Here is a 24,063-nt window from a genome sequence, read left to right on the forward strand (position 1 = left end):
ATGGGAGCTTATGAAATTAATAAACAGTTATTAACGAATGAAGAGAAAAAAGAATTAACGATAAATAAAGATCAGCAAACGATTAGCCGAAAAAAGGAAGTGATTCGTAAGTTTATATCAAATCCAATCGCAGTTCTAGGATCAGTGACGTTATTACTAATTATTGTATTCTCTCTTATTGGTGAAAGTTTAACGCCATTTACTGCGAGTGAGCAAGTAAAAGAGGCAACAAACTTACCGCCTAGTAGTGAGCATTGGTTTGGAACAGATGATTTAGGTAGAGACATATGGGCACGTACATGGGCTGGTGGGAAAATTTCACTAACGGTTGGATTGGTAGCAGCAGCTCTTGATATAGGACTAGGTGTATTAATCGGTGGCTTTAGTGGATATGTGAGAGGACGCAGTCGCCTTGGAACGTTAATTGATGAGTGGATTATAAGAGGGATTGAAGTGTTATATGGTATCCCATATTTGTTAATTGTTATTTTACTATTAATCGTTATGAAACCAGGTCTTTTTACCATCATTATCGCTCTTGCATTAACAGGATGGATTGGAATGGCACGTCTCATTAGAGCTCAAGTCTTGTCTTTAAAACAAAGAGAGTTTGTTATTGCGGCAGAACGATTAGGCACATCTCATATGAAAATTATATATGGGCATTTAATTCCGAACTTAACAGGTATTATTATCGTAAATTTATCATTTACAATTCCAGCAGCTATTTTCTCAGAATCATTTTTAAGCTTTATTGGCCTTGGAGTGCAATCACCAGCAGCGAGTTGGGGAACGATGACGAACGATGCGCTCGGGACATTACTAAGCGGAGAGTGGTGGCAACTATTCTTCCCGGCAATCATGATTGCACTTATTATGTTCGCATTTAATGCGATTGGTGATGGTTTGCAAGATGCAATTGATCCAAAAATCGTGAAACGGAATCGAAAGGAGAAAAAACATGGCACAAATCTTATCTTTAGAAAACGTAACGTTAGCCGTTGAAAAAGAGACTAGTAAGCAAGCGATTGTGAAGCATGTTTCCTTTTCTATTAACGAAGGTGAAATAGTTGCGCTTGTAGGAGAAAGTGGTTCAGGAAAAAGCGTTACAGCACAATCTATTATCGGCTTAAATCAAGAATCCATTCATATCGAAGATGGAAATGTGTCTTTCCAATCAAAAGAATTAACGAATTTACAAGAATCAGAATGGAATCAAATTCGCGGGAAAGATATTTCCTTTATCTTTCAAGATCCACTTTCATCTTTAAACCCAACGATGAAAGTAGGAAGACAAATTACAGAAGTAATTTTGCAACATGAGAAAAAATCGAAAAAAGAAGCAAAAGAAATTGCAATTAACTTATTAAATGATTTAGGGATACATGAAGCAGAGAAACGCTTTGAACAGTACCCACATCAATTAAGCGGAGGCATGAGGCAGCGTATTTGTTTAGCAATTGCGTTTGCTTGTCATTCAAGACTTGTTATTGCAGACGAGCCAACAACAGCGTTAGATGTAACGATTCAAAAGCAAATTATGGGGTTATTAAAAGAGCGGAAAGAAAACCAAAATACGAGTATTTTATTAATTACACATGATTTGGCACTTGTACGTGAAGTAGCTGACCGAGTGGTTGTTATGTACGGGGGGCGTGTTGTTGAAAAAGGAACGATACAGGAAGTAATAGGTTCTCCTAAACATCCATATACGAAAAGCTTATTACAAGCAATTCCGAATATGGATGATTCCGAAAAAATATTACGTGCAATAGAAGGAACGACACCCTCTATTGAAACATTAAATAGCTTTGGTTGTCCTTTTGTGAATCGTTGCCCAGTAGCGATCAAGGAATGTATTCATCGCTTCCCAGAGAGAACAACATATTCTGAGGAGCATAGTTCACATTGCTGGCAGCATGTTCTTGAGCATAACCAAGCGAAATCAAAAGAGAAGGTGAATGCCTCATGACGACAGATTTAATTACTGTAAAGCAAGTAAGGAAAACATATGGAAGTAAAGATAAAGAAATCGCAGCGTTAAAAGATATAACACTTTCTATTCCGAAAGGAACAACGCTTGGCATTATTGGGGAAAGTGGTTCAGGAAAGACAACACTTGGTAAGCTCATAGCTGGGATTGAGAAACCAACGTCTGGTGAAATTGATTATAACGGTCAAGTTGTCCATAAGTTGAAGGCAGCTCATAAGCGTGATTTCTTACAGAAAGTACAGTTCATTTTTCAAGATTCAACAGCTGCATTAAATCCGCGCTGGAAAGTACGCGATATTGTAACAGAAGGCTATATTTCATTCGGTTTAGGTGATAAGAGGTTGAAAGATAAAGTCGCAGGTGATGCGCTAGAGCGTGTTGGATTAGATAGACGATATATTGATCGTTACCCGCATGAATTTAGTGGAGGGCAACGTCAACGTATCGCTATTGCAAGAGCCTTATTATGTGAGCCAGAAGTATTGATTCTTGATGAACCAATTTCAGCATTAGATGTTTCATTGCAAATTCAAATTGTACATCTGCTGCAAAAGATTCAAAAAGAACAAGGTTATACATATTTATTTATCGCGCACGATTTACCGATGGTTCACTATTTATGTGAAAAAGTGGCTGTCTTATATAAAGGAGAACTTGTTGAATTTGGAAATACGGACGAAGTATTTCGTAATCCACAACATTCTTATACAAAAACATTATTAGCATCAACACCAAAAATTTCAGGGTAAAGGGGAATGTAAGATGAAGAAGTTTTTACTGTTTGTCATTATGACCGTATTAGCAATTACTTCTGTCGCTTGCGGTAAGAAAGAGACGCAAAAGGCAAGTGCTGGTAAGGGAGAAGGAGACCGATTAGTAACGAATATTGGTAGCGATCCATATACACTTGATTCCGCTATTGCAACAGATAGCACGTCAGGTTATGTAATTGGACATTTATTCTCAAGTCTATATACGCAAGATAGTGATGGGAAATATCAAAATGAATTAGCAGAGAAAGAAGAAGTAAATGCTGATGGAACTGAGTATACAATTCATTTAAAGAAAGATATTAAATGGTCAGATGGTTCTGCTATTACAGTAAATGATTTTGAATTTGCATGGAAGCGATTATTAAATCCGAAAACGGGTTCTATGAATGCGACAGAAATGTATTTTATTAAAGGGGCAGAGGCATACAATACAGGAAAAGGTGAAGAGGGACAGGTTGGTATTCAAGTTGTTGATCCTCAAACATTAAAGGTAACACTTGAGCACCCGGTGTCTTCTATTAAACAAAAATTAGCAAGCTCATTATTCATTCCATTATCTAAAAAATCAATTGATGATAATAATAAGTTAAAAACAGATCCAAAAGAGTTAATTACGAACGGACCATTCACGTTAAAAGAATGGAAGCATAATCAGGCTATTACAGTACAAAAAAATAAAGAATACTATGATAAAAAAGTAACATTAAAAGAAATTGAGTTTCGTATTATTCCAGATTCTAAAACAGCGTACCAATTATATAAATCAAAAGAATTAGATTTACTAAGTGGTTTACCACAAGAAATGATTGAGAAAGAAAAAGGAAATAAAGAATATAAGCGTGTTGCAGGATTCTCATCTTATATTTATTCGTTTAACGTAGAAAAAGAGCCATTCACAAATGCGAAAGTGCGTAAAGCATTCTCATTAGCAGTTGATCGTAAGTTCATCGTCGAAAAACTGTATAAGAATAATGCACAAGAAGCAAATGCATTCGTTCCAGAAGGAGCAAAAACACAAAGTGGCCGTGATTTCCGTAAAGAAAAAGGTGGTTACGTTAAATTTGATCCAGCAGAAGCGAAAAAATTATTAGAAGAAGGTATGAAAGAACAAGGCTGGTCTACATTACCTGAAGTAACATTAAAATTCACTACAGATACACAACATAAAAAAGTAGCAGAAGCAATGCAAGAAATGTTTAAGAAAAACCTTGGTGTAGATATTAAATTAGAAAATAAAGAGTGGAAGAGTTACATCGACACATACAAGCAAAGTGATTTCCAATTAGCTTATATGGGATGGGGCGGCTCTTTATTAGATCCAATTACTAAACTAGATTTATATGCAGGTGATGGTCCGAATAACTATGCAAAATGGCATAATAAAGAATTTGATGCTTTAGTAAAAGAAGCGGAAGTTGAACAAGATGAAGATAAGCGCTTTGACTTATTGCATAAAGCAGAAGATATTATGTTTACAGATTCACCATTAATTCCGGTTATATTCCCTTCTGATTCTTATTTACAAAAAGAATCAGTATCTGGACTTCAATATTATGTTGGATCTAAACCAGATTTAAGATATGCAAAAATAAAGAAGTAGGCAATCGCCTACTTCTTTATTTTATTTCTCTTTTATATTCTTTTTTCGTTCCATCAGAGAAGACAACTTCTAAATCAAATTTTTGGTAGTCTTTATCAAGTTTGAACACGTTCACTACTTGATCGATTACTTCTTGATCAGGAGTATCCTTATCAAATTTTAATTCTTGTAGAAGAGGGCTTAATTTTGTGATAGCCTCGTCTCCTGTTAATTTTACATCTGCTTTATGATCTTCAATTTTTGCTTCCATTTTTTTATCAGCTGCTACATTTTTATAGTCTGCTTCGTAGTCTTTCTTTGTATCTTGGTAGTCTGCTTTTAAATCAAATTCATTGAAGTTTAATTTTAAATCAGCAGGAGCTTCATTTTTTGCCTCTTCTGTAGTCTTTTTATTAGAAGTTGTGTCTTCTTTTGCAGGAGCTTTACATCCTGTTAATGCAGGTACTAGCATAAGAGCTAATAAAACTGATAGTAAAATTCTCATTATAAATTCCTCCTTATGTAAATTCGTTCTATACAAGTTTTTCCCAAAATCATGTAATTATGTATGTGCTGAAAATAAATTATTATCCTGTAGCCACATGGGCTAATCCGCAATTTAAATCAAAAACAATTTGTATGTATATGGTAAATTGAAGTTGTGAGGAGGTACTAAAATGCATGAAGAATATAAAGAGATGATAAAAAAAGCGATTAAATATATAGAGGATCATTTAGATGAGGAGCTTACAACAGAAAAAGTGGCATCTCACAGTGCCGTATCGATGTACCATTTTCATCGTATTTTTCAAAGTTATGTTGGGATGAGTGTAACGGATTATATTCGAAAGAGAAGGTTAACTCATGCTGCGCAAGTTTTAGTGTCAACTGAGAGAACTGTTATTGATATTGCAGTGCAATACGGTTTTTCCTCACAAGAGGCATTTACTAGAGCTTTTAAAAGAATGTTTCAATTACCACCAAAGAAATATCGAAAGTACTTCCAGTCATTTTATATAGAAAGAGAGGGTGTTTCAATGCAAAAAGGTATACCGAAAGGATGGATCTTAAGTGGAAGTCATCCTGCTGAATATGAGATGGGTTTAGATTATGAAGTTGCCCATCAAGGAAAAGTAGCTGCATATATAAAAGCAAAAGAGAATGTTACGCACGGAGGGTTTGCGACATTAATGCAAATGTTCCGAGCAGATAAATATGTAGGTAAAAGATTACGTTTAACAGCATTCATTAAGAGTGAAAACGTAAGAGATTGGGCAGGATTGTGGATGCGAGTAGACGGAAAAGATACAGAACCGCTCGCTATGGATAACATGCAAAATCGCCCCATTAAAAATACAAATAACTGGCAATCGTACTCCGTTGTATTAGATATAAAAGAAGAAGCGCTTGGTATTGCATTTGGTGTTTTATTATCGGGAGAAGGTTGTGTCTGGCTAGATAGTATTCGATTTGATGAAGTGGATGAAAAAATCCCTTCAACAGATTTGACTGAAAATTTTTATGAAACACTTCTAGAAGAGCCGGTAAATCTGCAATTTGAAGAGATAGAAAAGTAAAAAATAAGGAGAAAAGACATGCTCAAATATGTAAAACTAATAAGTATTAGTTTAGTAATAGCGTCTTGTATTATGGGAATTAACTATTTAATTAGCTATCTTTGGTCGGGGCATATACCTTCTTTGACATGGAGAACATATTTGATATTTATCGTTATATTTATTATGAGTTTTAGTTCAATGCAAAAAGAGAGCTATGAAGAGAATTGATAATCGTTTTGTTTGCCTTCGTATTATTGATCCGCAAATATTTATCACTAGATTAGGGGTATTTTCCGTAACAGAAGGTTATCATACAATAATATTTTGTGAAGTTAATTGGGGGAGAAATACTATTGTATTATTACTTATTGTACTAGTTACAAAATGGGTAGCAGGAATTACCATAGGTATAAAAGGAATGGTAAAGGAAAGAAATCCTGTCGTTAAAGAAGTATAAAGTAAAAAAGGTATCCTTCTTGGGATACCTTTTTACTTTATTATTTCGCAACTTCTGTCCACTTGTAGTTAAATTCACCGCCGAAGTCAGTTGTTACAAGTCCTTTAATGAAAGAGCGTTGTAAGTAAGAGCGACCTTGTTGGTATAAAGGAGCGACAGCGCCGTCTTGTAATAGAATTTTTTCAGCTTGTTTCATTGCTTCAAAGCGTGCTTTTTCATCGCCAGCTAAATCTGTTTTCACTTTATGAATGAGCTCATCGTACTCTTTGTTAGAGTATTTATCGAAGTTATAAGCACTATCTGTTGTAAATAAATCTAAGAATGTAATTGGATCAGCGAAGTCAGGGCCCCAGCCATCAATCCCGATTTCATAGTCACCACTTAATAGTAGTTTTAACTGTTGTTTACGTGGCTGTGGTTTTAACGTCACTGTTAATCCATCTAGATTCTTTTCTAGTTCACCTTTTAAATATTCACCAGTCTTTTTAGCTAAAGCATTATCACTTGTTAATAGTTCGATTGTTACTTTGTCAGTACCAAGTTCTTGTTTCGCCTTTTTCCAGTTTTCTTTTGCTGTTTTCACATCGTCTTTGACTAGGTTTCCATTTTCTTTACGGAAGTCAGTGCCTTCTGGGCTTTTCGCGAATTTTGCAGGAACCATTCCTTCAGCTGGAACAGCACCATTATTTAAAATTGTTTCTACGTATGCTTTTTTATTCATTGCTCCGTTAATAGCAAGGCGTGCATGTTGATTTTTTAATGTTTCATTTTTTTGATTGAGTCGTAAGAATTGAATACCAACTTCAGCGCGGTCTTTGAAGTTTGGATCGCCCTTATATTTATCAACAAACTCTGCAGTTAAAGCAACACGATCAATTTGTCCTGAATCATATAAGTTAACTTCTGTAGACTTATCTTTAACGACATTGAAGTTGATTTCTTCTAATTTTACAGTTTTAGCATCCCAATAGTTAGGGTTCTTCTTCAATTGGAAGCTTTGCTCGTGTTTCCAGTTATCTAATGTGAAAGCACCGTTGTAAATTAAATGATTTGTTTCTAAACCATATTTATCGCCCTGAGATTTTAAGTAATCTTCATTAATTGGTAAGAATGTTGAGAATGTCGTCAAGCTTAAGAAGTAGGGAACAGGACGGTCTAGTTGTACTTCTAACGTTTTATCATCAAGAGCTTTGACACCTAGTTGATCAATGGGCAATTGTTTCTGGCTTATTTGTTTCGCATTCTGTATATCGAAGAATAAGAATGCATATTCAGCTGCTGTATCAGGATTTACGGCACGTTGCCAAGCAAAGACAAAGTCCTTTGCTGTAACAGGAGTACCATTTGACCATTTTGAATCGCGCAGGTGGAATGTATATTTTGTTTTATCGGGACTAACGTCAACCGACTCAGCAACACCAGGAATCGGTTTATTATCTTCTCCCATTGCATATAAACCTTCAAAAACATTTCGCATTACGTTCATGGATTCCGCATCCGTTGCTTTTGCAACATCCATTGTTGGAATTTCTGAAGCGAATGATAAGTTAATTGCCTGTTTATCAGGTGCTTTATCATTTGCTTTCGCTCCGCTTGCATGATCTTTATTTCCCCCGCAAGCAGTTAGTAATAGACTTGCCCCTAAAACAGATGCAACAACAGGTACAACTTTTTTCTTCATTGTTCGTTCCTCCCTAAATGTGTTGTTCGTAACGTCATAATGTCCATGTCTTGAAGTGTATCTATAGAAGAAGAGAAAACCTATTATAGATATGTGCATGTAGGTAATCAGGTGTTCTATATGTATATACATGTTGAACTATAATCTATTGTTATATATTTCAACATAGGAGACGTTATATTTTGGTGGTGAAATATTTCGTTTCTTTGATTATTTAGAATATTAACACTGGAAAGAACTATATGTCAATAATAAAAATAGAATGTTAATTTCTTGAAATAATATATTGAAAAAGTAGATTCTTATGTATTAAGGAATCTACTTTTAATGCGTTTTGTGAAAAAATAATTAGTATGGTGGAATAACGTTGGTCAAAGTTACAATTTATTTTTCAATTTTTGCCCATTTGAAGTTTAATTGACCTGCAAAGTCTACTTGCACAATTCCTTTCACATAAGAACGTTCTAAATAAGATTCGCCCTTTTGGTAAAGAGGAGCGATAACAGAGTCTTTAAATAATATTTTCTCGGATGCTAGTAATGCTTCCCAGCGAGCTTTTTCATCACCAGCTAAAGTTGTTTTCACTTTTGCTATTGTTTCATCGAACTCCTTATTAGAGTAATGATCTAAGTTATAAGGGTTATTCGTTGTAAATAGCTCAAGGAATGTAATTGGATCTGCAAAATCAGGGCTCCAGCCATCGATTCCGATTTCGTAGTCTCCTTTTAATAAAAGCGAAACTTGTTGCTTACGCGGTTGCGGTTTTATATTTACTGTTAAGCCATCTAAATTCTTTTCTAGTTGTCCTTTTAAGAATTCACCAGTTTTCTTCTCAAGGTCACCATCACTTGTTAATAATTCTAATGTTATTTTTTCAGATCCAAGTTCTTGTTTTGCCTTTTTCCATAATTCTTGTGCCGATTTTGTATCAACCTTTGTTAAATCGCCGTTTGCAACGCGGAAGTCTGTTCCGTCAGGTCCTTTTGCAAAGTTTTTTGGCACGAGACTAGAGGTTGGTGTAGAGCCATCATTTAATAACGTATTTACAAAGGATTTTCGATCAATTGTTTGATCGATTGCTTGGCGTGCAGAAACGTTTTGAAGTACTTTGTTTTGTTGATTCATACGTAGAAACTGTACCCCTACGTTTGGCCGTTCTTTAAAGTTAGCATCCTTTTTATATTTATCAACGAAGTCAGATGTTAGTTTGATACGATCTAATTGTTTTGATTCGAATAAATTTACTTCTGTAGATTTTTCTTTTACGACGTTAAAATTGATTTCTTCCAGTTTGACAGTATCTTTATCCCAATAGGTAGGGTTTTTCTTGAATTTAAAGCTTTGTTCGTGCTTCCAATCGCTTAGTGTAAAAGCTCCGTTATACAAAATTGTATTGTCTTCTAAAGCATACTTATCACCTTGTGCTTTAAAGAATTCCTCGTTAATTGGTAGAAATGTTGGGAACGCTGTTAAGCTAATAAAATACGGAACAGGACGCTCTAATTCTACCTCAAACGTATGGTCATCAATTGCTTTTACACCAAGTTGTTCGGCTGGAAGTTCTTTGTTGTTAATTTTTGTTGCGTTTTTAATATCAAAGAATAGAAATGCATATTCAGAGGCTGTTGCTGGATCGACAGCTCTTTGCCAAGCGAAGACAAAATCTTTCGCGGTAACAGGAGTGCCGTTTGACCATTTTGAATCTCGTAAATGGAATGTGTATTTCGTCTTATCGCCACTTACTTCATGAGATTTTGCAACACCAGGGACAGGTTTGTTACCTTCACCAAGATTATACAAACCTTCAAATACGTTTCTCATTACTTGACCAGAATCAGTATCTGTAGCACGAGCTGTATCCATTGTTCGTATTTCAGTAGGTGAAGATAAGTTTAAAACCTGTTTACTAGGCGCCTCGTCTTTTGCATTTGCTCCGCTTGCTTCGTTTTTATAACTACCGCAACCAGTTAATAAAATACTTACTCCTACAACTGATGCAATACCGGGTACAAACTTCTTTTTCATTTGATTTTCCTCCTAAATAATTAAGTTTGGATGATGATGAGGGAAATGAAAAATAAAAAATCCCTCTTTTCGTATTGAGAAAGAGGGATTTTTACGTACAAGTTATGCACCCGTATATAAACGTAGTCCCTCATTCTATCTTTCAAGCACAAAGCTTGCAGGAAGTGGCACAGTATTCAAAATGAACCTGCTGCCGAGGTTTCAAAGGGCCAGTCCCTCCACCTCTCTTGATACAATGAGTAAACGAATAAACTTTATTAATTTTTGTGTTTCTTTGATAATTCAAAATCTTACACCTTGGATAATGAAGTGTCAACCGAATGAAATATAGTTTAAATTTTCAGTTTTCTTAGGAAAGAAAAACCACTGCATATGGCAGTGGTTTTTCTATTAGAAGTTAAAGTTATCTGGATCTGGACCAACGCGACGATCTTCATTTAGAGCTTGAATTGCTTTCATGTCATCAGCACTTAATTCAAAATCGAATATATTTGCATTTTCAATAATGCGATGTTCTTTAATAGATTTAGGGATTGTTACAACTTCGTTTTGTAGATCCCAGCGTAAAATAACTTGTGCAGTTGATTTATTATATTTTGTTGCAATGTCTTGTAATGTTGGGTTGTCTAGCAGTTGACCTTGCATTAATGGTGACCAAGCTTCAAGTTGGATGTTATGTTCTTTACAGAAAGTATGCAGCTCTTCTTGTGCTAAACGTGGGTGATATTCCACTTGGTTGATCATTGGCTTAATTTCAGCAATTTCAAGTACGTCTTGTAAGTGGTGAATATGGAAATTACTCACACCGATAGCGCGAACACGGCCGTCTTTATAAAGCTTTTCTAATGCTTTCCATGATTCAGTATATTTCCCTTTTACAGGCCAATGTACTAAGTATAAATCTAAATATTCTAGGCCTAATTTCTCTAATGTAGTTTCAAATGCTTGAAGTGTTGTTTCATACCCTTGATCGCTATTCCATACTTTTGATGTGATAAATAATTCTTCACGTGCAACACCTGATTCACGGATCGCTTGTCCAACGCCTTCTTCGTTTTGATAAATTGCTGCAGTATCGATGCTGCGGTAGCCATTTTTAATTGCTGCTTTTACAGATTCAATTACTTCTGAACCATCTTCTACTTTAAAAACACCTAAACCGAACCAAGGCATTTTTACACCGTTATGTAATGTTGTATAGTCTTTTAAACTTGTTAAATTCATATTATTTCCCCCTAGCTTTTTTGTTTGTTGCTTCTACTGCTTTTTGAATTGCCTCTGAAAAATTATATTCATATAAAGCTTTGAGACCCTCAGCTGTGGAACCGCCTGGTGTTGTTACTTGTTCGCGGAGGTTAGCTGGATCTTGCGTTTGTTCAAGCATAGAAGTAGAGCCGGAAATCATTTGAATGACAAGGTGTTTTGCGGTTGCTTCATCGACTCCATAACTTTTTGTTGCTTCAATTAAGCTTTCAGCAAAGTAATAAAGGAAAGCAGGTGCACTTCCAGTAACTGCAGTAAGCTGATGAACTTCCTCTTCAGTGCAAAGTTGCGAAGTACCAATACCTCTTAAAAGCAGTTGCAGGGTTTCTTGATGCATCTCGTTTACTGATCGTCCCATTGTATATAAGGAGATAGACTTTCCAATTTCGGCAGCTGTATTTGGCATAATCCAAGCGACAGGTGTTCCCCCGGGAAGTCTTTCTTCTAAATATGATGGGCCAATGCCAGCGGCTACCGTTACGACAAGTTGATTCGATAGTAACGGAGATAATTCTGCTAATAATTCTTCATGTGCAGAAGGTGGCATTGCTAAAACAATCGTATCAACAGATGTAACATGCTGCTTCCAATCTGTTGTAGTAGACACATTATATCGCGCTCGTAATTGTTCTAGCTTTTCTACGTTGCTTCGGTTAGAAACGATAATTTCTTCGATATATTCTTTGCTTGTTTTAAGTAATCCGGAAAATATAGCTTCTGCCATACGACCAGCACCAATAAATAGAATTCGATGTTTAGTTAGCATATCCTTTATTCCTTTCTAGTGGAGATATGTTATAAAAAACGATACCATTTTTAAGGGAATTTTGTAAAAAGAAAAGACTTATCTTAGATGGAATGGATAATGAAAATGAGGAAATTCATGGTAAAGGGAAGAGCTATTCCTTATACTGTTGATAGGGAATTTATTATACATCTGGGGAGAGATGATCATGGTCAGAAGTCCACTTTTTTTATTCATTTCTAGTATTATTTGCGTATTGGTTGGATTTTATATTCAATCGAGTTATATTGAAATTTTTGCATCGGTTATGGGGATTATTAATGTTTGGTTATTAGCGAGGGAAAGGGTATCTAACTTTTTGTTTGGCATGATTACAGTTGCGATATTTCTGTATATTTTCATTACACAAGGTTTATATGCAATGGCAGTATTGGCAGCCTTTCAATTTATATTTAATGTATATGGTTGGTATTATTGGATTGCACGTAGTGGGGAGGACGAGGTAAAAGCAACAGTTCGTTTAGGTGTAAAAGGGTGGGCTATTTATATAATCTTTATGTTAGTTGCTTGGATTGGTTGGGGCTATTATCAAATCCGTTATCTAGAATCAACTAGTCCATATTTAGATGCTTTAAATGCTGTACTAGGATTAGTAGCTCAATTTATGCTAAGTCGAAAAATTTTAGAAAACTGGTATTTATGGATTGTATATAACGTGGTTAGCATTGTGATTTATATTTCCACAGGTTTATACGTCATGCTAATATTAGCTATTATTAATCTCTTTATATGTGTAGCTGGTTTACTAGAGTGGAAGAGCAACTATAAAAGACAGGGGCATGTAAATAATTATATTTAGAAAACAATTGGCAGAGAAAAACCCCTGAAGCACATATGCTTCAGGGGTTTATTAATAGATTATCAGATTATGCTTTTGTCATACCTAACAATACAGCGCCGCCGATAATTAAAACACTACCTAGTGCAATAAAGATTAATTGACGTTTTGTTTTCTTTTCACCTAAGAAGACAATCGCACCGAATGTTGAGATAACGATTCCAGTTTGAGATAATGGGAAGCTTGTTGCTACTCCGACACGTGGTAATGAAAGAAGTAAGAATAAGTTTCCAGTTCCCCATAGTAAACCAGATAAAGCATTACGGATTGCATATTTGTTAAATGGTTTATGTTTAGATGTCAATACAACCGCACCAACAAACATACCAACTGCTTGTGGTAAAATAGCAGACCAACCATCGATATTATACCAACGAATAATAATTACATATACAAGGTAGCCGAAAGTAGAAACAATTAAAGTAAGAAGTCCTTTTTTCAATTGTCCTGGTGGCTGTGCATTTTCTTTGTCATCTAGTGATGTGAATACAACACCAACTACGATTAATAGGATTGCAATCGTTCCCAGAACAATCGTTGTTGTAGTAGTCCACTCACGGAAAGCGATAACCCCAAAGATAGAAGTTGCAACAAGTTGCATACCAGTAGAAATTGTTACGGTAGTTGAAACACCTAGTTTTTCAACTGTTTTTAATTGGTTTACTTGTCCTAAAGCCCAGAATAAACCTGAAATAAAACCAACAATCAAGACTGTCATTGTTAAAGCTGGTTGAGTAAATACATACATAATTGTTGCGAAGAATAGAGCACCGATTGTCATACCTACCGTTTGGCTATATGCACCACCGCCCATTTTTACGCTTACTAATAAGATGTTTCCCCATGCAATTGCAGGAAGAAGCGCTAATAAAATGTCCATTACAAGACTCCCTTCGATTTCCTATACCAATATAATTACATATCGTTCTAACGATCGGTAATGCCCCACTAATAGAGTAGAAGATTACCGATCGCTAAAACAGGATGAAGAATTCACAATATAAATGCGTTTTCATTTCTTCATTTTTTGAAACACCTCCATATAATAACAGGAAATTGCCTATTTTAGAAAGTGAATTCAAATAAAATGTATATTTAAATAAAAGGTAAAATTCAGTTATTTCCCGTTAGTATATTTTATTTCCTAAGAAATAAAGAAGCAGCTTCGACAGAAGCTGCTTTAAGAGTGAGTGATTCTTTTATTAATAAGCTGAATACATAGCAGGAATAGGAGTGACATACTAATAGTGATAACTACTAGTGTCCAAGCAAGTTGCATATTACTTGCATCAATCGCCATATAAATTGCAGTTGGGATCGTCTGTGTTTTACCAGGAATATTTCCGGCAAACATGAGTGTAGCACCAAATTCCCCTAGTGCACGAACAAAGCTCAAAATCATTCCGCTTAGTAAGGTAGGAAACGCAAGAGGGAGTGTGACGTGTAGAAAAACTTGATATTCACTTGCACCAAGATCCCGAGCACTTTCTTCAATTTGTACATTTGCGATAGAAAATCCTGTTTTTGCTGATTGGTACATAAGCGGAAATGCAACAACTGTAGAAGCGATGATAGCAGCAGTAGATGTGAACATAATAGACTGCTGAAATATTGCTTCTACCCACGTTCCAATGGGACTATTATTTCCAAAAATGATAATGAGAAAAAAGCCGATTACAGTTGGCGGAAGTACCATTGGTAATAAGAAAATAGTTTCTAATATTACTTTATATCTCCATGAAGAGCGTGCTAGCGCTCGTCCGATTATCGTTCCTAAAATTGTAACGATTAGGGTGGCACATGCAGCTACTCGTAAAGATAGAAAGATTGGTGACAAAATAGCATCAAAGCTCATGGTAATTAGGATAGGACTGTAAATCCATATTTCTTAAAGATAGATTGTGCATCTTTTGACTGCAAATACTCATAAAATGAAGTCGCCTCTTTCTTGTGCTTAGATTCTTTTATAACACCTAAAGGATAGTGAATTGGCTCATGAGAAGTAGCTGCTGCTGTCTCACCAATTTTTACTTTGTTTGAAATAAGAGCATCTGTTTTGTATACAATACCAGCATCGACATTACCTGTTTCTACATATGTTAACACTTGGCGAACATCTTTTGTAAATACGATTTTATTTTGAATATCATTCCATAGATTTTCATGTGTGAGAGAAGCCTTTGCATATTTTCCAGCAGGTACTGATTCAGGTGTACCAAGTGCGATCTTCTTAATTTTTTCATCTTTTAAATCTTGAATTTTTGTAAGAGAACTATCCTTTGGGACGACTAGAACGAGTTCATTTCCAAGAAGATTTTTCCCTTCTTTTTCATTAATAAATCCTTTTTTAACAAGGGTTTGGAATTTATCTTCGGCTGCTGAGAAGAATAAATCAGCAGGTGCACCTTGCTCAATTTGTTGTTGAAGTGCACCAGAAGCACCGAAGTTAAAAGAAAGTTTAATATTAGGTTCTTTTTCTTTATATTTTGTTTCAATTTCTTTTAGTGCATCTTGTAAGCTTGCAGCAGCTGATATAGTCAGTTCTACTGTTTTTCCTTCTTTAGCAGTTGATTTTTCTTTCTTTTCACCGCTTGTACATGCAGCACTAAATATAAGAAGAAAAGAGAGTATAAGTGCTCCGATGGATCGTAATGTAAACTTGTTCATAAAAAAATCCCCTTTCGTTTTGACATATTCAATTATAACTAATTATAACTAATTATAACTAATTATAACTAGTTATAATTGAATATAATTTGAACGATGTAGTTGTTTTTAAAATATAGGAGAAAAATTCTTTTCTTTGTTACAATGAAGGAAGAAAGTGAGGAATCGTCTATGGATTATCATTCCTACACAACGGAAGAAGTAGCGAAGCGATTAAAAGTATCAAAATTAACTGTATACGATCTAATTAAAAAAGGAGAACTGCCTTCTTATAGAATCGGTAGACAGATGCGCATTGATGCAACGGATTTAGAACAATATATAAAGCAAATGAAAACAGGGAAAATACAAGGTACTCCTGTAAAGAGCGAAGATAGTAGAGGCTTGGATACATGTATTATTAGTGGACAAGAACTAACGTTAGGTATGTTGGCAAAACGTATAGAAAATCGCCTGATAGGTTCAAATGTATTAAGGGCATATCAAGGTAGTTTAACGAGTTTAATAAAAATGTATCAAGGAGAAGGAAGTATCGTTAGTCTTCATTTGTTTGATGGAGAAACGGGTACATATAATGTTCCTTACGTAAAACGTATTTTAGTTGGACAACCATGTACTATGATTAATTTATTAGCAAGGAACGTTGGGTTTTATGTGCAAAAGGGAAACCCTAAAAATATAAAAACATGGGCTGATTTATCTCAATCATCTATACGATTTGTAAATCGAGAAAAAGGTTCTGGTATTAGGGTGTTAGTCGATGAACAATTGCGCATTCAAAAGTTAAATAAAGAACGTATTAGTGGATATGAATGGGAAGAATCGAATCATCTTGGTGTTGCCACGCAAGTCGCAAATGGAAAAGCTGATGTGGGAGTAGGATCAGAAAAGTTTTCGCAAATTGTAAATGTAGATTTTATTCCAATCATGAAAGAACAGTATGATTTGGTGATTTTGAAGAATAAAGAAAATGAAGAGTTGATTGAAGCCGTGAAAGACATTCTGCAATCGGAAGAATTTCATAATGAATTAAAAGCAATTGGCGGATACGATATGATGAAAACAGGTCAAATTATATATGAAACAAACTAAAAAGCTGCTTGTCTATAAGACAAGCAGCTTTTTCTATATATAAAGGGGTTTGGGGAAACAAAGTGTTAAACAAGACTTTGAGCAAGTGTGTAAATGAAAGCTGTAAGAAGAGTAGCTCCACTTGCAAGTCCGATAAAGTCTGATTTGTTGAAAGTGATGTTGTTCATTATAATCTCTCCTTATTTGTTTAATGTAGTTGCAACGGCTTTTGCATCGACAAGCGCGGATAGCACCATGCCCATTGTATTGAAAAATTTGTTTGATTTCGTTTTGTTCATCATGCGTATCCGCTCCTTTTCGAATTGTTGTTGCCCTGCTTTATGTCTTAATTATAGGAAATATGATCGCCTGCAACTATCGAATTAGCTTACGGGAGACTTACATTTTTGTAAGAAAAAAAGACATTCGTGTAAGAATGTCTTTTAAAGCATATTGATATGATGATGCTCTTCAATTGTTTTTAAAAAGCTACGCATTGAATTCGTCATATAGCTATCTTTACGGCGTATGAAAACTGTTGAAATACTACCATATTTTTCAGGGATTGCATGACAATGTACCTTACCAGCTTTAGAAAGATGGTGGACAGCAGACTGTGGTACGAGTGTAATTCCAAGGCCGAGTGCAACACTGTTTAATATCGTCTCTAATATATTAAATTCCATAATTCTTTTTGGGAGCAAACCCTCATCTTTAAGCCATCGTTCTAGTTTGGAACGGTATCCACATCCTTGGTTAAAAACGAGTAGGGGCGTTGTTGTGAATTCTTCTATATGAAAAGCTTTATTTTGTGTTACAAGCATTAATTTTTCTGTACTAACATCGTATTGTTCGATTAGTGGATGTTTAATAGGACCTGATATAAAGGCACCATCTAATTGATGATCAAGTACTTCTCTAATCAATTCTTCCGTTAGACCTGCTTGTAATGATAAATCGACATTCGGATAACGTTTATAGTAAGAAGATAGAATGGTAGGTAATGTACTTACTGTTTCGACCGTGCCGATTTTTAAAATACCAGATGGTGTTTCACTATCTAAAAATACTTGTTTTAGCTCGTCAACATCTTGCAAAATTTTATTAACATAAACGAGCATTTTTCTTCCTTCAGCTGTTAAAGTCATGCCTCGTTTATGACGATAAAAGAGCGGTGTTTTCAGTTCATTTTCTAGTTGTTTAATACGTGCAGTTACATTTGATTGTACGTAATTTAATTCCTTTGCGGCGCCGCTTACACTACCTTTGTCGGCAACACTCTGGAAGATTTGTAAGTCTCTTAATTCCATAGTAGGATCCTCCTTGATGTTAACTATCATTATAAATGATAGTTAACATCATTTTGAATCATTTTACGTGATATATTTTTTCTTTTACAATTCTCTTTGTGCAAATAGAAAGAAGTGGGGGATTGTGGTGAAAAAGGTCAAATGATAATAGGGGCTTTAGCGTGTTTAATTGCAAGTATGTCATGGGGAGCAATGTTTCCAGTTGCTGATCATGCGCTAGAATACATAGATCCGTTTTATTTTTCGCTTATTCGCTATGGAGCGGTGGCAATCGTACTGATTGTATTATTGTTAGCGAAAGAAGGAAAGCAGGCATTTCGTTTAGAGGGAAGAGGAAAGTTACTCGTCTTTTTCGGAACGATGGCGTTTACTGTATATAATGTACTTATATTTTTAGGTCAAATGTTAATGGGAAAATCAGGCGTGATGGTAGCCTCTATTATGGAAGCACTGATGCCGATGATTTCGATTTGTATTCTATGGGGATATAAGCATGTAAAACCGAAAAAATATATGATAACGAGTATGATTATTGCTTTTGTAGGAGCTGTATTTGTTATTACAAAAGGTGATATGAGTTTCTTTTTAACGTTGAAAGATAACATATTTTCACTAGCATTTATATTTGTTGGGGTTGTAGGTTGGGTTATTTATACGATGGGTGGTCAAACGTGTAGCGATTGGTCAACATTACGTTATTCTACATTGACTTGTGTATTCGGTACGACTGTTACAGGAATTATAACGGTAATTATAACGGCACTTGGCTATATTTCAGTTCCTAGTATGGAAACGATTTCTATTGTGAAATATGATTTGTTATTTATGATGACATTACCGGGAATCGTAGCATTACTCGCTTGGAACTACGGTGTGAAAATTTTATCATCTATTAATGGGATTTTATTTATTAACTTTGTACCGATTACGACTTTAATTATTATGATGATGCAAGGATATCAAATAACGATGTTTGATATTGTAGGAACTTTACTTGTTATTGCAGCACTTATTCGCAATAACGTTTGTCAGAGAAAAGAAGAGAATATAAATAAGAAGGTTTTACAAGAAGAGCAATTACGCCAAGCTGTTTAATAGGCAATTGGAGGATTTCACATGTTAGAAAGTGTATTGTTTTTCTTTGCTGTCGGAGTTGCTTGTGAGCTTGCAGCAATTAACCGAAATGGTCGTAAGAAGATAAAACAACAAGCTGAAATGATACAGCTTTTAAAAGAGTTAAAAGAAAGAAACATTTAAAAAGACGACCGGGCATAGACGGTCGTCTTTTTCTATATAAAGGGGAAAGGGGACACAAAGTTATACAAGCGTAGCAGCGTAAATAAAAGCAGTAAGAAGAAGAGAGCCGCTAGCTAATCCTAAAAAATCTAATTTGTTAAAAGTGAGATTGTTGATGATGAATTCTCCTTACTTGTTTAATGTAGAAGCAACAGCTTTAGCATCGATTAGAGTGGAAAATACCATGCTCACTGTATTTAAAAAATTGTTTGATTTCATTTTGTTCATCATATGAATCCACTCCTTTTCGAATAGTTGTTGTTTCTTTCTGACTTAATTGTATGAAATATTGCAAGAAGTAACTATCGAATTAGCTTACAAGAAAATTACACTTTTGTAAGAATTGAAATGTACAATTAATACTCAATTTTATTACCAACTCCTAAAACTTAGTGTTATAATTGTTGTAAGAGAATGATTATAATTCGGATGTTCAGAAAGGAACGAAACAAATGTATAAACCAATTACATTTTTGTTGAAATATATATTTAAAACAGCTGGGAAAGTAGAAGTGCAAGGAAGAGAAAAGTTACCAGAAGGTGGCCCATATGTTGTTGCATGTACACATACAAGTTTTATGGATGTATTAATGTTAGCTACAGGGATGTATCCGACCCAAATTCATTACATGGCTAAAAAAGAATTATTTGAAGGGAAATTCAAAAACTGGTTCTTTAAAAATGTGAATGCATTCCCTGTAGATCGTGCGAATCCAGGACCGAGTACACTCAAAATTCCGTCACGCCTATTAAAAGAAGGGAAAGTAGTAGGGATTTTTCCGAGTGGGACACGATCAACAGAAGATGTTTCATTAAAAGCTGGGGCTGTTACGATTGCGCTACGTTCTAATGTCCCGTTAGTACCGGCAGCTTATGTTGGTCCATCGAGTGTAAAAGAATTAATAAAAGGGAAAAAGGCGCAATTGATTTTTGGAGACCCAATTCAAATTGATGCTGAAGAAAAAATAGATCGAAAAATAGCGATGAAAATGATGACAGATCAATTAAATGAGAAGTTTGATGAGCTAAAGGAAACTTTGCAATCAAATCAAAAATAAGAAAAGACGACCGGGCATAGACGGTCGTCTTTTCTATTACTATTTATAATAAAGGGGAAAGGGGACACGAAATTTATACAAGCGTAGCGGCGTAAATAAAAGCAGTAAGAAGAACTGATCCGCTAGCTAGTCCTAAAAAATCTAATTTGTTAAAAGTGATATTGTTCATAATGAATTCTCCTTACTTGTTTAATGTAAAAGCAACAGCTTTAGCATCGATTAGAGCAGAAAATATCATGCCCATTGTATTTAAAAAATTGTTTGATTTCATTTTGTTCATCATATGAATCTGCTCCTTTTCGAAGAGTTGTTGCCTTGTTTCTGACTTAATTGTATGAAATATTGCGGGGAGTCACTATCGAATTAGCTTACAGGAAAATTACACTTTTGTAAGAAAAACGAATGAAGGTGTAATGATAAGAAGATTTGACATATGTTTATAGGATTTATTAAGTTAAAAGTAGAGGTGAGTGTATGGCTAATATTAAAGATATTGCAAAGATGGCGGGAGTTTCAGTTACGACTGTTTCGAGAGTATTGAATGATCATCCATATGTAAGTGAAGAAAAAAGGAAAGCGGTTATAGAGATAGTTGAGAAGTTGAATTACTCGCAAAACGCAAATGCTGTTCATTTATCAAAAGGGAAGACGAATATTGTTGGTGTGATTTTACCGTATATTAATCATCCGTGTTTTGATGCGATGGTGGGCGGGATGATGGAGGTGGCGTTAGCTCATAATTACAGAGTGCTACTTTGCCAAACGAATTATAATAAAAAAGAAGAAATGAAAAGTTTACATATGTTAAAAACAAAACAATTGGATGGTCTCATTATTTGTTCTCGTGCGAATGATTGGGAAACGATAGAGCCATATGCTTCCTATGGGGCAATTGTTGCTTGTGAAGATAATGATATTTCAAATATCTCGAGTGTATATACGAATCATTCAGCAGCTTTTCAATTAGGAATGGATTATTTGATTGAGAAAAGTTATAAAAAAATTGGTTATTGCACGGGAAGGAAATTAGGACCGAGTAGTCAAAAGCGTTTTGATGTTTACAAACAGCAATTGCAATCTATAGATGAAGAAGTTAATGAAGAATGGATTTTCACAGAATGTTTTACATTAGAAGATGGTGTGAGAGTGGCTCATAAACTAAAGGGGATGCAGCACCTTCCTGAAGCATTAATAGTAGCAGGAGATGAAGTTGCGATTGGGGTGATGACAGAAGCTGAAAAATTAGGTATTCAAGTTCCTAAGGATTTAGCGATTATTGGCTTTGATAATCAACCTATTTCGCAAGTATTACAACTTACAACCATTGATCAAAATTTAAAGGAAATAGGTAAAAAGGCCTTTGAAATGTTTTATAGACAAATAAGTGATGAAAGTTCTAAACAAGAAAAGGTGGAAATTCCATACGAACTTGTGGAACGCTCTACTGTTTAGTTTTAATCCGTTATGTGTAACTTGCATAACGGATTATTTTTTTTGAAATATCTTTGACAGGAAACGCGTTTCATACTTTATAAAGGAGTTAAACCGGTCTGTAATAATCCATGGATTCTTTTCGAGAATAGTATTTGGAGGGATATGCATGAATGAACTTTTATTGAGTATGAAAAAGCATATAGAGGATGATGAAAAAATTTTGGCTTTTGTAGTAGGAATATTTGAGAAGGATAATTTTACACTATCGTATCAACAAGGGATTTTTGCTGCTACTACTAGACGTCTCCTCTTTTACGGAAAATTTCCATACTATCCTGCAACATTTAAAGAGTATTCATATTTGCATATAGATAGCATAGATTTTCGTCCGCATTTCGAATGTACTTGTAATCATGAAACCATTCGAGCTAAGTATATTCAGAAGGGGAATGTGGAGCGATTTGTCCGTACAGTTAGAGCGAATATGAATAATTAATCACCCCTTTGTTTAAACATAATATCTCGATCTTTAAGACTAAAAATGCGCAATAAAAACAACTTCTAAACCTCTGGGAGATAGTGATACAATGTCAAATGGGGGGAGGTATGAACTATGGTTAATCAACGTATAAAGGAAATAACACTAATTACAATTGGTTCATTATTATTCGCAATTGGTATTAATTACTTTGCAATTCCAAACCGTTTATCGGAAGGTGGAATTATTGGTGTAACGGTTGTTACGTACTATTTATTTGATTGGTCGCCGGGGATTGTAAACTTTGCTATAAATGCAATCTTACTAGCTATTGGTTATAAATTTTTTGATAAGAAAACGATGGTTTATACAATTTTAGGGATTGTAGAAACATCCTTGTTTTTATATGTTACGGAACATATTGAGTATCATGTAAATAGTGATACGTTATTAGCGGCTCTATTCGCTGGCTTATTTGTCGGTGTCGGATTAGGCTGTATGTTCAAAGCTGGAGGTACATCAGGAGGATCGGCAATTTTAGCTCAGTTAGCAAATCAATATTTAGGGTGGAGCGTTGGTAAAGGCGTACTTATTATTGATATTGTTGTAATTGCTGGCTCCGTATTTATAATAGGACAAGAAAAAGCAATGTACACACTTGTTGCAGTATTCATCGGAGCGAAAGTGATTGATTTCATTGTAGAAGGAATGGATACAAAAACAGCTGTTACAATCATTTCAAATCAACCAGATTTAATACGTGAAACTATTACGAAAAACATGACACGCGGTGTCACTGTATTAGAAGGACGCGGCGGATATACTGGTAAAAATAAAGAAGTTTTATATATTGTTATTAATAAACAAGAGCTTGTTAAGTTAAAGCAAGTTATTAGTCGAGTAGATGAAGATGCTTTCGTTGTTATCCATGATGTACGTGATGTACTTGGTGGTGGTTTTAAAGCGAGTTAAAAGGTGAACGAGTAAATTCGTTCGCCTTTTTTAATTCTTACAAAAATGTAAGTGTAATGTAATGAGATTCAATAGTAGATTTTATTCCTTCTTTTTAAAATGGATGTATATATATCCTGCAGAGGAGGAAAATTGATTATGAAGAAAAAAATGATCACTACTATAATAGCGATGATAGTGATAGTAGTAATGTTACTGCCTACGAAACTTGGACCGGTTATTGATAAATATAATCCACTTTATAAGACGAAAGAATATTATACGGTTGTGAATACAATTGGTCAGCCTATTGGTGATGAGTGGTATGAATATGAATTTATTGCATTTGACGAACGTGGAAGAGAACAAAAAATAAAGAAGACTGTTAAGCATATGTTAAAGAGAGATGAAGCATTAAAGGTGTACGCAAAAGGACGCTATGGCGAGGCGATTGAAGAAATTGAAGCTGTAAATATTCCTATTAATGCGAAGAGTAAACTTTTAGCGATGAGATAGATGATTATACCCCCACCTATTTTTTGTCGAAAATAAAAATACTAGGTAGGGGTATTTTGGAGTTCGTGAAAGAGCCTTAGACCATATGGGCTAAGGCTCTTTTTATTATATAAAGGGGAAGGGGGTACATTGTAGTAGCATGAGTGAAAGGTATAAGAAGAGTAGGCTACTAGCAATGTGATTTGGTTATGTGAGTGTTCTTCTTATTTGGCTTACTTTCTAACTTTATTGTACGAGATGTAGGTAAGAGAAACTATCGAATTACATTACACACAGCTTACAAACATGTAAGCCTTCTGTAATGTAATT

General features: G+C 34.9%; 28 protein-coding genes and 1 riboswitch. Of the genes, 16 read left to right on the forward strand and 12 right to left on the reverse strand.

Annotation, left to right across the window (positions count from 1 at the left end):
* The 4 genes from KZZ19_RS01070 to KZZ19_RS01085 are packed head-to-tail and all read left to right on the forward strand — an operon-like array spanning position 1 to position 4,366.
* Entirely contained in the window at positions 1-1,005 is a 1,005-nt protein-coding gene (locus KZZ19_RS01070; RefSeq protein ID WP_088094848.1) for an ABC transporter permease, read from the forward strand.
* Positions 962-1,972: an ABC transporter ATP-binding protein gene (locus KZZ19_RS01075; RefSeq protein ID WP_237982634.1), complete on the forward strand. Its 1,011-nt coding sequence runs from the start codon at positions 962-964 to the stop codon at positions 1,970-1,972. Before KZZ19_RS01070 ends, KZZ19_RS01075 begins: the two co-directional genes overlap by 44 nt.
* Complete coding sequence (locus KZZ19_RS01080; RefSeq protein ID WP_000205652.1) at positions 1,969-2,742, forward strand: ABC transporter ATP-binding protein; 774 nt, start codon at positions 1,969-1,971, stop codon at positions 2,740-2,742. The genes KZZ19_RS01075 and KZZ19_RS01080 overlap by 4 nt, the downstream gene beginning before the upstream one ends.
* 13 nt (positions 2,743-2,755) lie before the next feature.
* Positions 2,756-4,366, forward strand: a complete 1,611-nt coding sequence (locus tag KZZ19_RS01085; RefSeq protein WP_237982635.1) for a peptide ABC transporter substrate-binding protein — start codon at positions 2,756-2,758, stop codon at positions 4,364-4,366.
* A 16-nt stretch (positions 4,367-4,382) separates the two neighbouring features.
* Here the strand turns inward: KZZ19_RS01085 and KZZ19_RS01090 are convergent, their stop codons facing one another.
* Positions 4,383-4,850, reverse strand: a complete 468-nt coding sequence (locus tag KZZ19_RS01090) for a YusW family protein (RefSeq protein ID WP_001221552.1) — start codon at positions 4,848-4,850, stop codon at positions 4,383-4,385.
* A gap of 172 nt (positions 4,851-5,022) precedes the next feature.
* On the opposite strand from KZZ19_RS01090, the gene KZZ19_RS01095 reads away from it, so the two are divergent.
* The 3 genes from KZZ19_RS01095 to KZZ19_RS01105 are packed head-to-tail and all read left to right on the forward strand — an operon-like array spanning position 5,023 to position 6,361.
* Positions 5,023-5,922 (forward strand): helix-turn-helix transcriptional regulator, encoded by a 900-nt coding sequence (locus tag KZZ19_RS01095; protein ID WP_237982636.1) that lies wholly within the window; start codon positions 5,023-5,025, stop codon positions 5,920-5,922.
* 18 nt (positions 5,923-5,940) lie between these two features.
* A complete protein-coding gene (locus KZZ19_RS01100; RefSeq protein WP_237982637.1) occupies positions 5,941-6,132 on the forward strand; it encodes a hypothetical protein in 192 nt (63 codons plus the stop codon).
* Positions 6,119-6,361, forward strand: coding sequence for a hypothetical protein (locus KZZ19_RS01105; protein WP_237982638.1), 243 nt, complete (start codon positions 6,119-6,121; stop codon positions 6,359-6,361). Before KZZ19_RS01100 ends, KZZ19_RS01105 begins: the two co-directional genes overlap by 14 nt.
* A 40-nt stretch (positions 6,362-6,401) precedes the next feature.
* Here the strand turns inward: KZZ19_RS01105 and KZZ19_RS01110 are convergent, their stop codons facing one another.
* The 4 genes from KZZ19_RS01110 to proC all read right to left on the reverse strand — a co-directional run bounded on the left by KZZ19_RS01110 (position 6,402) and on the right by proC (position 12,096).
* A complete protein-coding gene (locus tag KZZ19_RS01110) occupies positions 6,402-8,042 on the reverse strand; it encodes a peptide ABC transporter substrate-binding protein (protein WP_348638019.1) in 1,641 nt (546 codons plus the stop codon).
* 384 nt (positions 8,043-8,426) lie between these two features.
* Positions 8,427-10,067 carry a peptide ABC transporter substrate-binding protein gene (locus tag KZZ19_RS01115; RefSeq protein WP_237982316.1) on the reverse strand — a complete coding sequence of 547 codons (1,641 nt, stop codon included), beginning with the start codon at positions 10,065-10,067 and terminating at the stop codon, positions 8,427-8,429.
* A 132-nt stretch (positions 10,068-10,199) separates the two neighbouring features.
* Positions 10,200-10,304, reverse strand: a riboswitch (SAM riboswitch).
* Positions 10,305-10,457: 153 nt separating this feature from the next.
* A complete protein-coding gene (locus KZZ19_RS01120; protein WP_237982317.1) occupies positions 10,458-11,291 on the reverse strand; it encodes an aldo/keto reductase in 834 nt (277 codons plus the stop codon).
* Between the two features lies 1 nt (position 11,292).
* The gene (gene proC / locus KZZ19_RS01125) at positions 11,293-12,096 is read right to left on the reverse strand and encodes a pyrroline-5-carboxylate reductase (RefSeq protein ID WP_237982318.1); all 804 of its coding nucleotides are present in this window, start codon (positions 12,094-12,096) and stop codon (positions 11,293-11,295) included.
* Between the two features lie 187 nt (positions 12,097-12,283).
* On the opposite strand from proC, the gene pnuC reads away from it, so the two are divergent.
* The gene (gene pnuC, locus KZZ19_RS01130; protein WP_237982319.1) at positions 12,284-12,934 is read left to right on the forward strand and encodes a nicotinamide riboside transporter PnuC; all 651 of its coding nucleotides are present in this window, start codon (positions 12,284-12,286) and stop codon (positions 12,932-12,934) included.
* Between the two features lie 67 nt (positions 12,935-13,001).
* Here the strand turns inward: pnuC and KZZ19_RS01135 are convergent, their stop codons facing one another.
* The 3 genes from KZZ19_RS01135 to modA form a co-directional block, all read right to left on the reverse strand.
* The gene (locus KZZ19_RS01135; protein ID WP_000353549.1) at positions 13,002-13,853 is read right to left on the reverse strand and encodes a GRP family sugar transporter; all 852 of its coding nucleotides are present in this window, start codon (positions 13,851-13,853) and stop codon (positions 13,002-13,004) included.
* Between the two features lie 300 nt (positions 13,854-14,153).
* Positions 14,154-14,828 carry a molybdate ABC transporter permease subunit gene (gene modB, locus KZZ19_RS01140; protein ID WP_237982320.1) on the reverse strand — a complete coding sequence of 225 codons (675 nt, stop codon included), beginning with the start codon at positions 14,826-14,828 and terminating at the stop codon, positions 14,154-14,156.
* Between the two features lie 5 nt (positions 14,829-14,833).
* Positions 14,834-15,640 (reverse strand): molybdate ABC transporter substrate-binding protein, encoded by an 807-nt coding sequence (gene modA / locus KZZ19_RS01145; RefSeq protein ID WP_076542571.1) that lies wholly within the window; start codon positions 15,638-15,640, stop codon positions 14,834-14,836.
* 144 nt (positions 15,641-15,784) lie between these two features.
* Between modA and KZZ19_RS01150 the strand changes: the two genes are divergently transcribed.
* Complete coding sequence (locus KZZ19_RS01150) at positions 15,785-16,732, forward strand: helix-turn-helix transcriptional regulator (protein WP_237982340.1); 948 nt, start codon at positions 15,785-15,787, stop codon at positions 16,730-16,732.
* 65 nt (positions 16,733-16,797) lie between these two features.
* On the opposite strand, the gene KZZ19_RS01155 is transcribed toward KZZ19_RS01150, so the two are convergent.
* Both KZZ19_RS01155 and KZZ19_RS01160 read right to left on the reverse strand, forming a co-directional pair.
* On the reverse strand, positions 16,798-16,899 hold the full coding sequence (locus tag KZZ19_RS01155; RefSeq protein ID WP_001060020.1) for a DUF3948 family protein: 102 nt from the start codon (positions 16,897-16,899) through the stop codon (positions 16,798-16,800).
* Between the two features lie 255 nt (positions 16,900-17,154).
* Complete coding sequence (locus KZZ19_RS01160) at positions 17,155-18,021, reverse strand: LysR family transcriptional regulator (RefSeq protein WP_237982321.1); 867 nt, start codon at positions 18,019-18,021, stop codon at positions 17,155-17,157.
* 141 nt (positions 18,022-18,162) lie between these two features.
* On the opposite strand from KZZ19_RS01160, the gene KZZ19_RS01165 reads away from it, so the two are divergent.
* Together KZZ19_RS01165 and KZZ19_RS01170 are read left to right on the forward strand one after the other, a co-directional pair.
* Positions 18,163-19,116, forward strand: coding sequence for a DMT family transporter (locus KZZ19_RS01165; protein ID WP_237982322.1), 954 nt, complete (start codon positions 18,163-18,165; stop codon positions 19,114-19,116).
* A 21-nt stretch (positions 19,117-19,137) separates the two neighbouring features.
* Positions 19,138-19,278 (forward strand): YrzO family protein, encoded by a 141-nt coding sequence (locus KZZ19_RS01170; protein WP_061677922.1) that lies wholly within the window; start codon positions 19,138-19,140, stop codon positions 19,276-19,278.
* Positions 19,279-19,338: 60 nt separating this feature from the next.
* Here KZZ19_RS01170 and KZZ19_RS01175 read toward each other — a convergent pair whose 3' ends face one another.
* Positions 19,339-19,434, reverse strand: a complete 96-nt coding sequence (locus tag KZZ19_RS01175; RefSeq protein ID WP_001061782.1) for a DUF3948 family protein — start codon at positions 19,432-19,434, stop codon at positions 19,339-19,341.
* A 335-nt stretch (positions 19,435-19,769) separates the two neighbouring features.
* Between KZZ19_RS01175 and KZZ19_RS01180 the strand changes: the two genes are divergently transcribed.
* Positions 19,770-20,375 (forward strand): lysophospholipid acyltransferase family protein, encoded by a 606-nt coding sequence (locus tag KZZ19_RS01180; protein WP_088094829.1) that lies wholly within the window; start codon positions 19,770-19,772, stop codon positions 20,373-20,375.
* Positions 20,376-20,448: 73 nt separating this feature from the next.
* On the opposite strand, the gene KZZ19_RS01185 is transcribed toward KZZ19_RS01180, so the two are convergent.
* Positions 20,449-20,544, reverse strand: a complete 96-nt coding sequence (locus KZZ19_RS01185) for a DUF3948 family protein (protein ID WP_001060010.1) — start codon at positions 20,542-20,544, stop codon at positions 20,449-20,451.
* A gap of 305 nt (positions 20,545-20,849) precedes the next feature.
* Between KZZ19_RS01185 and KZZ19_RS01190 the strand changes: the two genes are divergently transcribed.
* From KZZ19_RS01190 to KZZ19_RS01205, 4 genes are all read left to right on the forward strand, one after another.
* Positions 20,850-21,827 carry a LacI family DNA-binding transcriptional regulator gene (locus tag KZZ19_RS01190; protein WP_088094828.1) on the forward strand — a complete coding sequence of 326 codons (978 nt, stop codon included), beginning with the start codon at positions 20,850-20,852 and terminating at the stop codon, positions 21,825-21,827.
* A 148-nt stretch (positions 21,828-21,975) separates the two neighbouring features.
* Entirely contained in the window at positions 21,976-22,305 is a 330-nt protein-coding gene (locus KZZ19_RS01195; protein WP_088094827.1) for a PH domain-containing protein, read from the forward strand.
* A gap of 117 nt (positions 22,306-22,422) precedes the next feature.
* On the forward strand, positions 22,423-23,259 hold the full coding sequence (locus KZZ19_RS01200; RefSeq protein WP_097819868.1) for a YitT family protein: 837 nt from the start codon (positions 22,423-22,425) through the stop codon (positions 23,257-23,259).
* Between the two features lie 138 nt (positions 23,260-23,397).
* Positions 23,398-23,754, forward strand: a complete 357-nt coding sequence (locus KZZ19_RS01205; protein ID WP_088094826.1) for a YxeA family protein — start codon at positions 23,398-23,400, stop codon at positions 23,752-23,754.
* The last annotated feature ends 309 nt before the right edge of the window (positions 23,755-24,063 follow it).

This window comes from Bacillus thuringiensis, from assembly GCF_022095615.2.
Taxonomy (GTDB): domain Bacteria; phylum Bacillota; class Bacilli; order Bacillales; family Bacillaceae_G; genus Bacillus_A; species Bacillus_A cereus_AG.

Bases quoted from the DNA above. Each gene is read 5' to 3' on its own strand.
- KZZ19_RS01070 (WP_088094848.1), top strand. From the start codon at position 1: ATGGGAGCTTATGAAATTAATAAACAGTTATTAACGAATGAAGAGAAA.
- KZZ19_RS01075 (WP_237982634.1), top strand. From the start codon at position 962: ATGGCACAAATCTTATCTTTAGAAAACGTAACGTTAGCCGTTGAAAAA.
- KZZ19_RS01080 (WP_000205652.1), top strand. From the start codon at position 1,969: ATGACGACAGATTTAATTACTGTAAAGCAAGTAAGGAAAACATATGGA.
- KZZ19_RS01085 (WP_237982635.1), top strand. From the start codon at position 2,756: ATGAAGAAGTTTTTACTGTTTGTCATTATGACCGTATTAGCAATTACT.
- KZZ19_RS01090 (WP_001221552.1), bottom strand. From the start codon at position 4,850: ATGAGAATTTTACTATCAGTTTTATTAGCTCTTATGCTAGTACCTGCA.
- KZZ19_RS01095 (WP_237982636.1), top strand. From the start codon at position 5,023: ATGCATGAAGAATATAAAGAGATGATAAAAAAAGCGATTAAATATATA.
- KZZ19_RS01100 (WP_237982637.1), top strand. From the start codon at position 5,941: ATGCTCAAATATGTAAAACTAATAAGTATTAGTTTAGTAATAGCGTCT.
- KZZ19_RS01105 (WP_237982638.1), top strand. From the start codon at position 6,119: ATGAAGAGAATTGATAATCGTTTTGTTTGCCTTCGTATTATTGATCCG.
- KZZ19_RS01110 (WP_348638019.1), bottom strand. From the start codon at position 8,042: ATGAAGAAAAAAGTTGTACCTGTTGTTGCATCTGTTTTAGGGGCAAGT.
- KZZ19_RS01115 (WP_237982316.1), bottom strand. From the start codon at position 10,067: ATGAAAAAGAAGTTTGTACCCGGTATTGCATCAGTTGTAGGAGTAAGT.
- KZZ19_RS01120 (WP_237982317.1), bottom strand. From the start codon at position 11,291: ATGAATTTAACAAGTTTAAAAGACTATACAACATTACATAACGGTGTA.
- proC (WP_237982318.1), bottom strand. From the start codon at position 12,096: ATGCTAACTAAACATCGAATTCTATTTATTGGTGCTGGTCGTATGGCA.
- pnuC (WP_237982319.1), top strand. From the start codon at position 12,284: ATGGTCAGAAGTCCACTTTTTTTATTCATTTCTAGTATTATTTGCGTA.
- KZZ19_RS01135 (WP_000353549.1), bottom strand. From the start codon at position 13,853: ATGGACATTTTATTAGCGCTTCTTCCTGCAATTGCATGGGGAAACATC.
- modB (WP_237982320.1), bottom strand. From the start codon at position 14,828: ATGAGCTTTGATGCTATTTTGTCACCAATCTTTCTATCTTTACGAGTA.
- modA (WP_076542571.1), bottom strand. From the start codon at position 15,640: ATGAACAAGTTTACATTACGATCCATCGGAGCACTTATACTCTCTTTT.
- KZZ19_RS01150 (WP_237982340.1), top strand. From the start codon at position 15,785: ATGAAGGAAGAAAGTGAGGAATCGTCTATGGATTATCATTCCTACACA.
- KZZ19_RS01155 (WP_001060020.1), bottom strand. From the start codon at position 16,899: ATGAACAACATCACTTTCAACAAATCAGACTTTATCGGACTTGCAAGT.
- KZZ19_RS01160 (WP_237982321.1), bottom strand. From the start codon at position 18,021: ATGGAATTAAGAGACTTACAAATCTTCCAGAGTGTTGCCGACAAAGGT.
- KZZ19_RS01165 (WP_237982322.1), top strand. From the start codon at position 18,163: ATGATAATAGGGGCTTTAGCGTGTTTAATTGCAAGTATGTCATGGGGA.
- KZZ19_RS01170 (WP_061677922.1), top strand. From the start codon at position 19,138: ATGTTAGAAAGTGTATTGTTTTTCTTTGCTGTCGGAGTTGCTTGTGAG.
- KZZ19_RS01180 (WP_088094829.1), top strand. From the start codon at position 19,770: ATGTATAAACCAATTACATTTTTGTTGAAATATATATTTAAAACAGCT.
- KZZ19_RS01185 (WP_001060010.1), bottom strand. From the start codon at position 20,544: ATGAACAATATCACTTTTAACAAATTAGATTTTTTAGGACTAGCTAGC.
- KZZ19_RS01190 (WP_088094828.1), top strand. From the start codon at position 20,850: ATGGCTAATATTAAAGATATTGCAAAGATGGCGGGAGTTTCAGTTACG.
- KZZ19_RS01195 (WP_088094827.1), top strand. From the start codon at position 21,976: ATGAATGAACTTTTATTGAGTATGAAAAAGCATATAGAGGATGATGAA.
- KZZ19_RS01200 (WP_097819868.1), top strand. From the start codon at position 22,423: ATGGTTAATCAACGTATAAAGGAAATAACACTAATTACAATTGGTTCA.
- KZZ19_RS01205 (WP_088094826.1), top strand. From the start codon at position 23,398: ATGAAGAAAAAAATGATCACTACTATAATAGCGATGATAGTGATAGTA.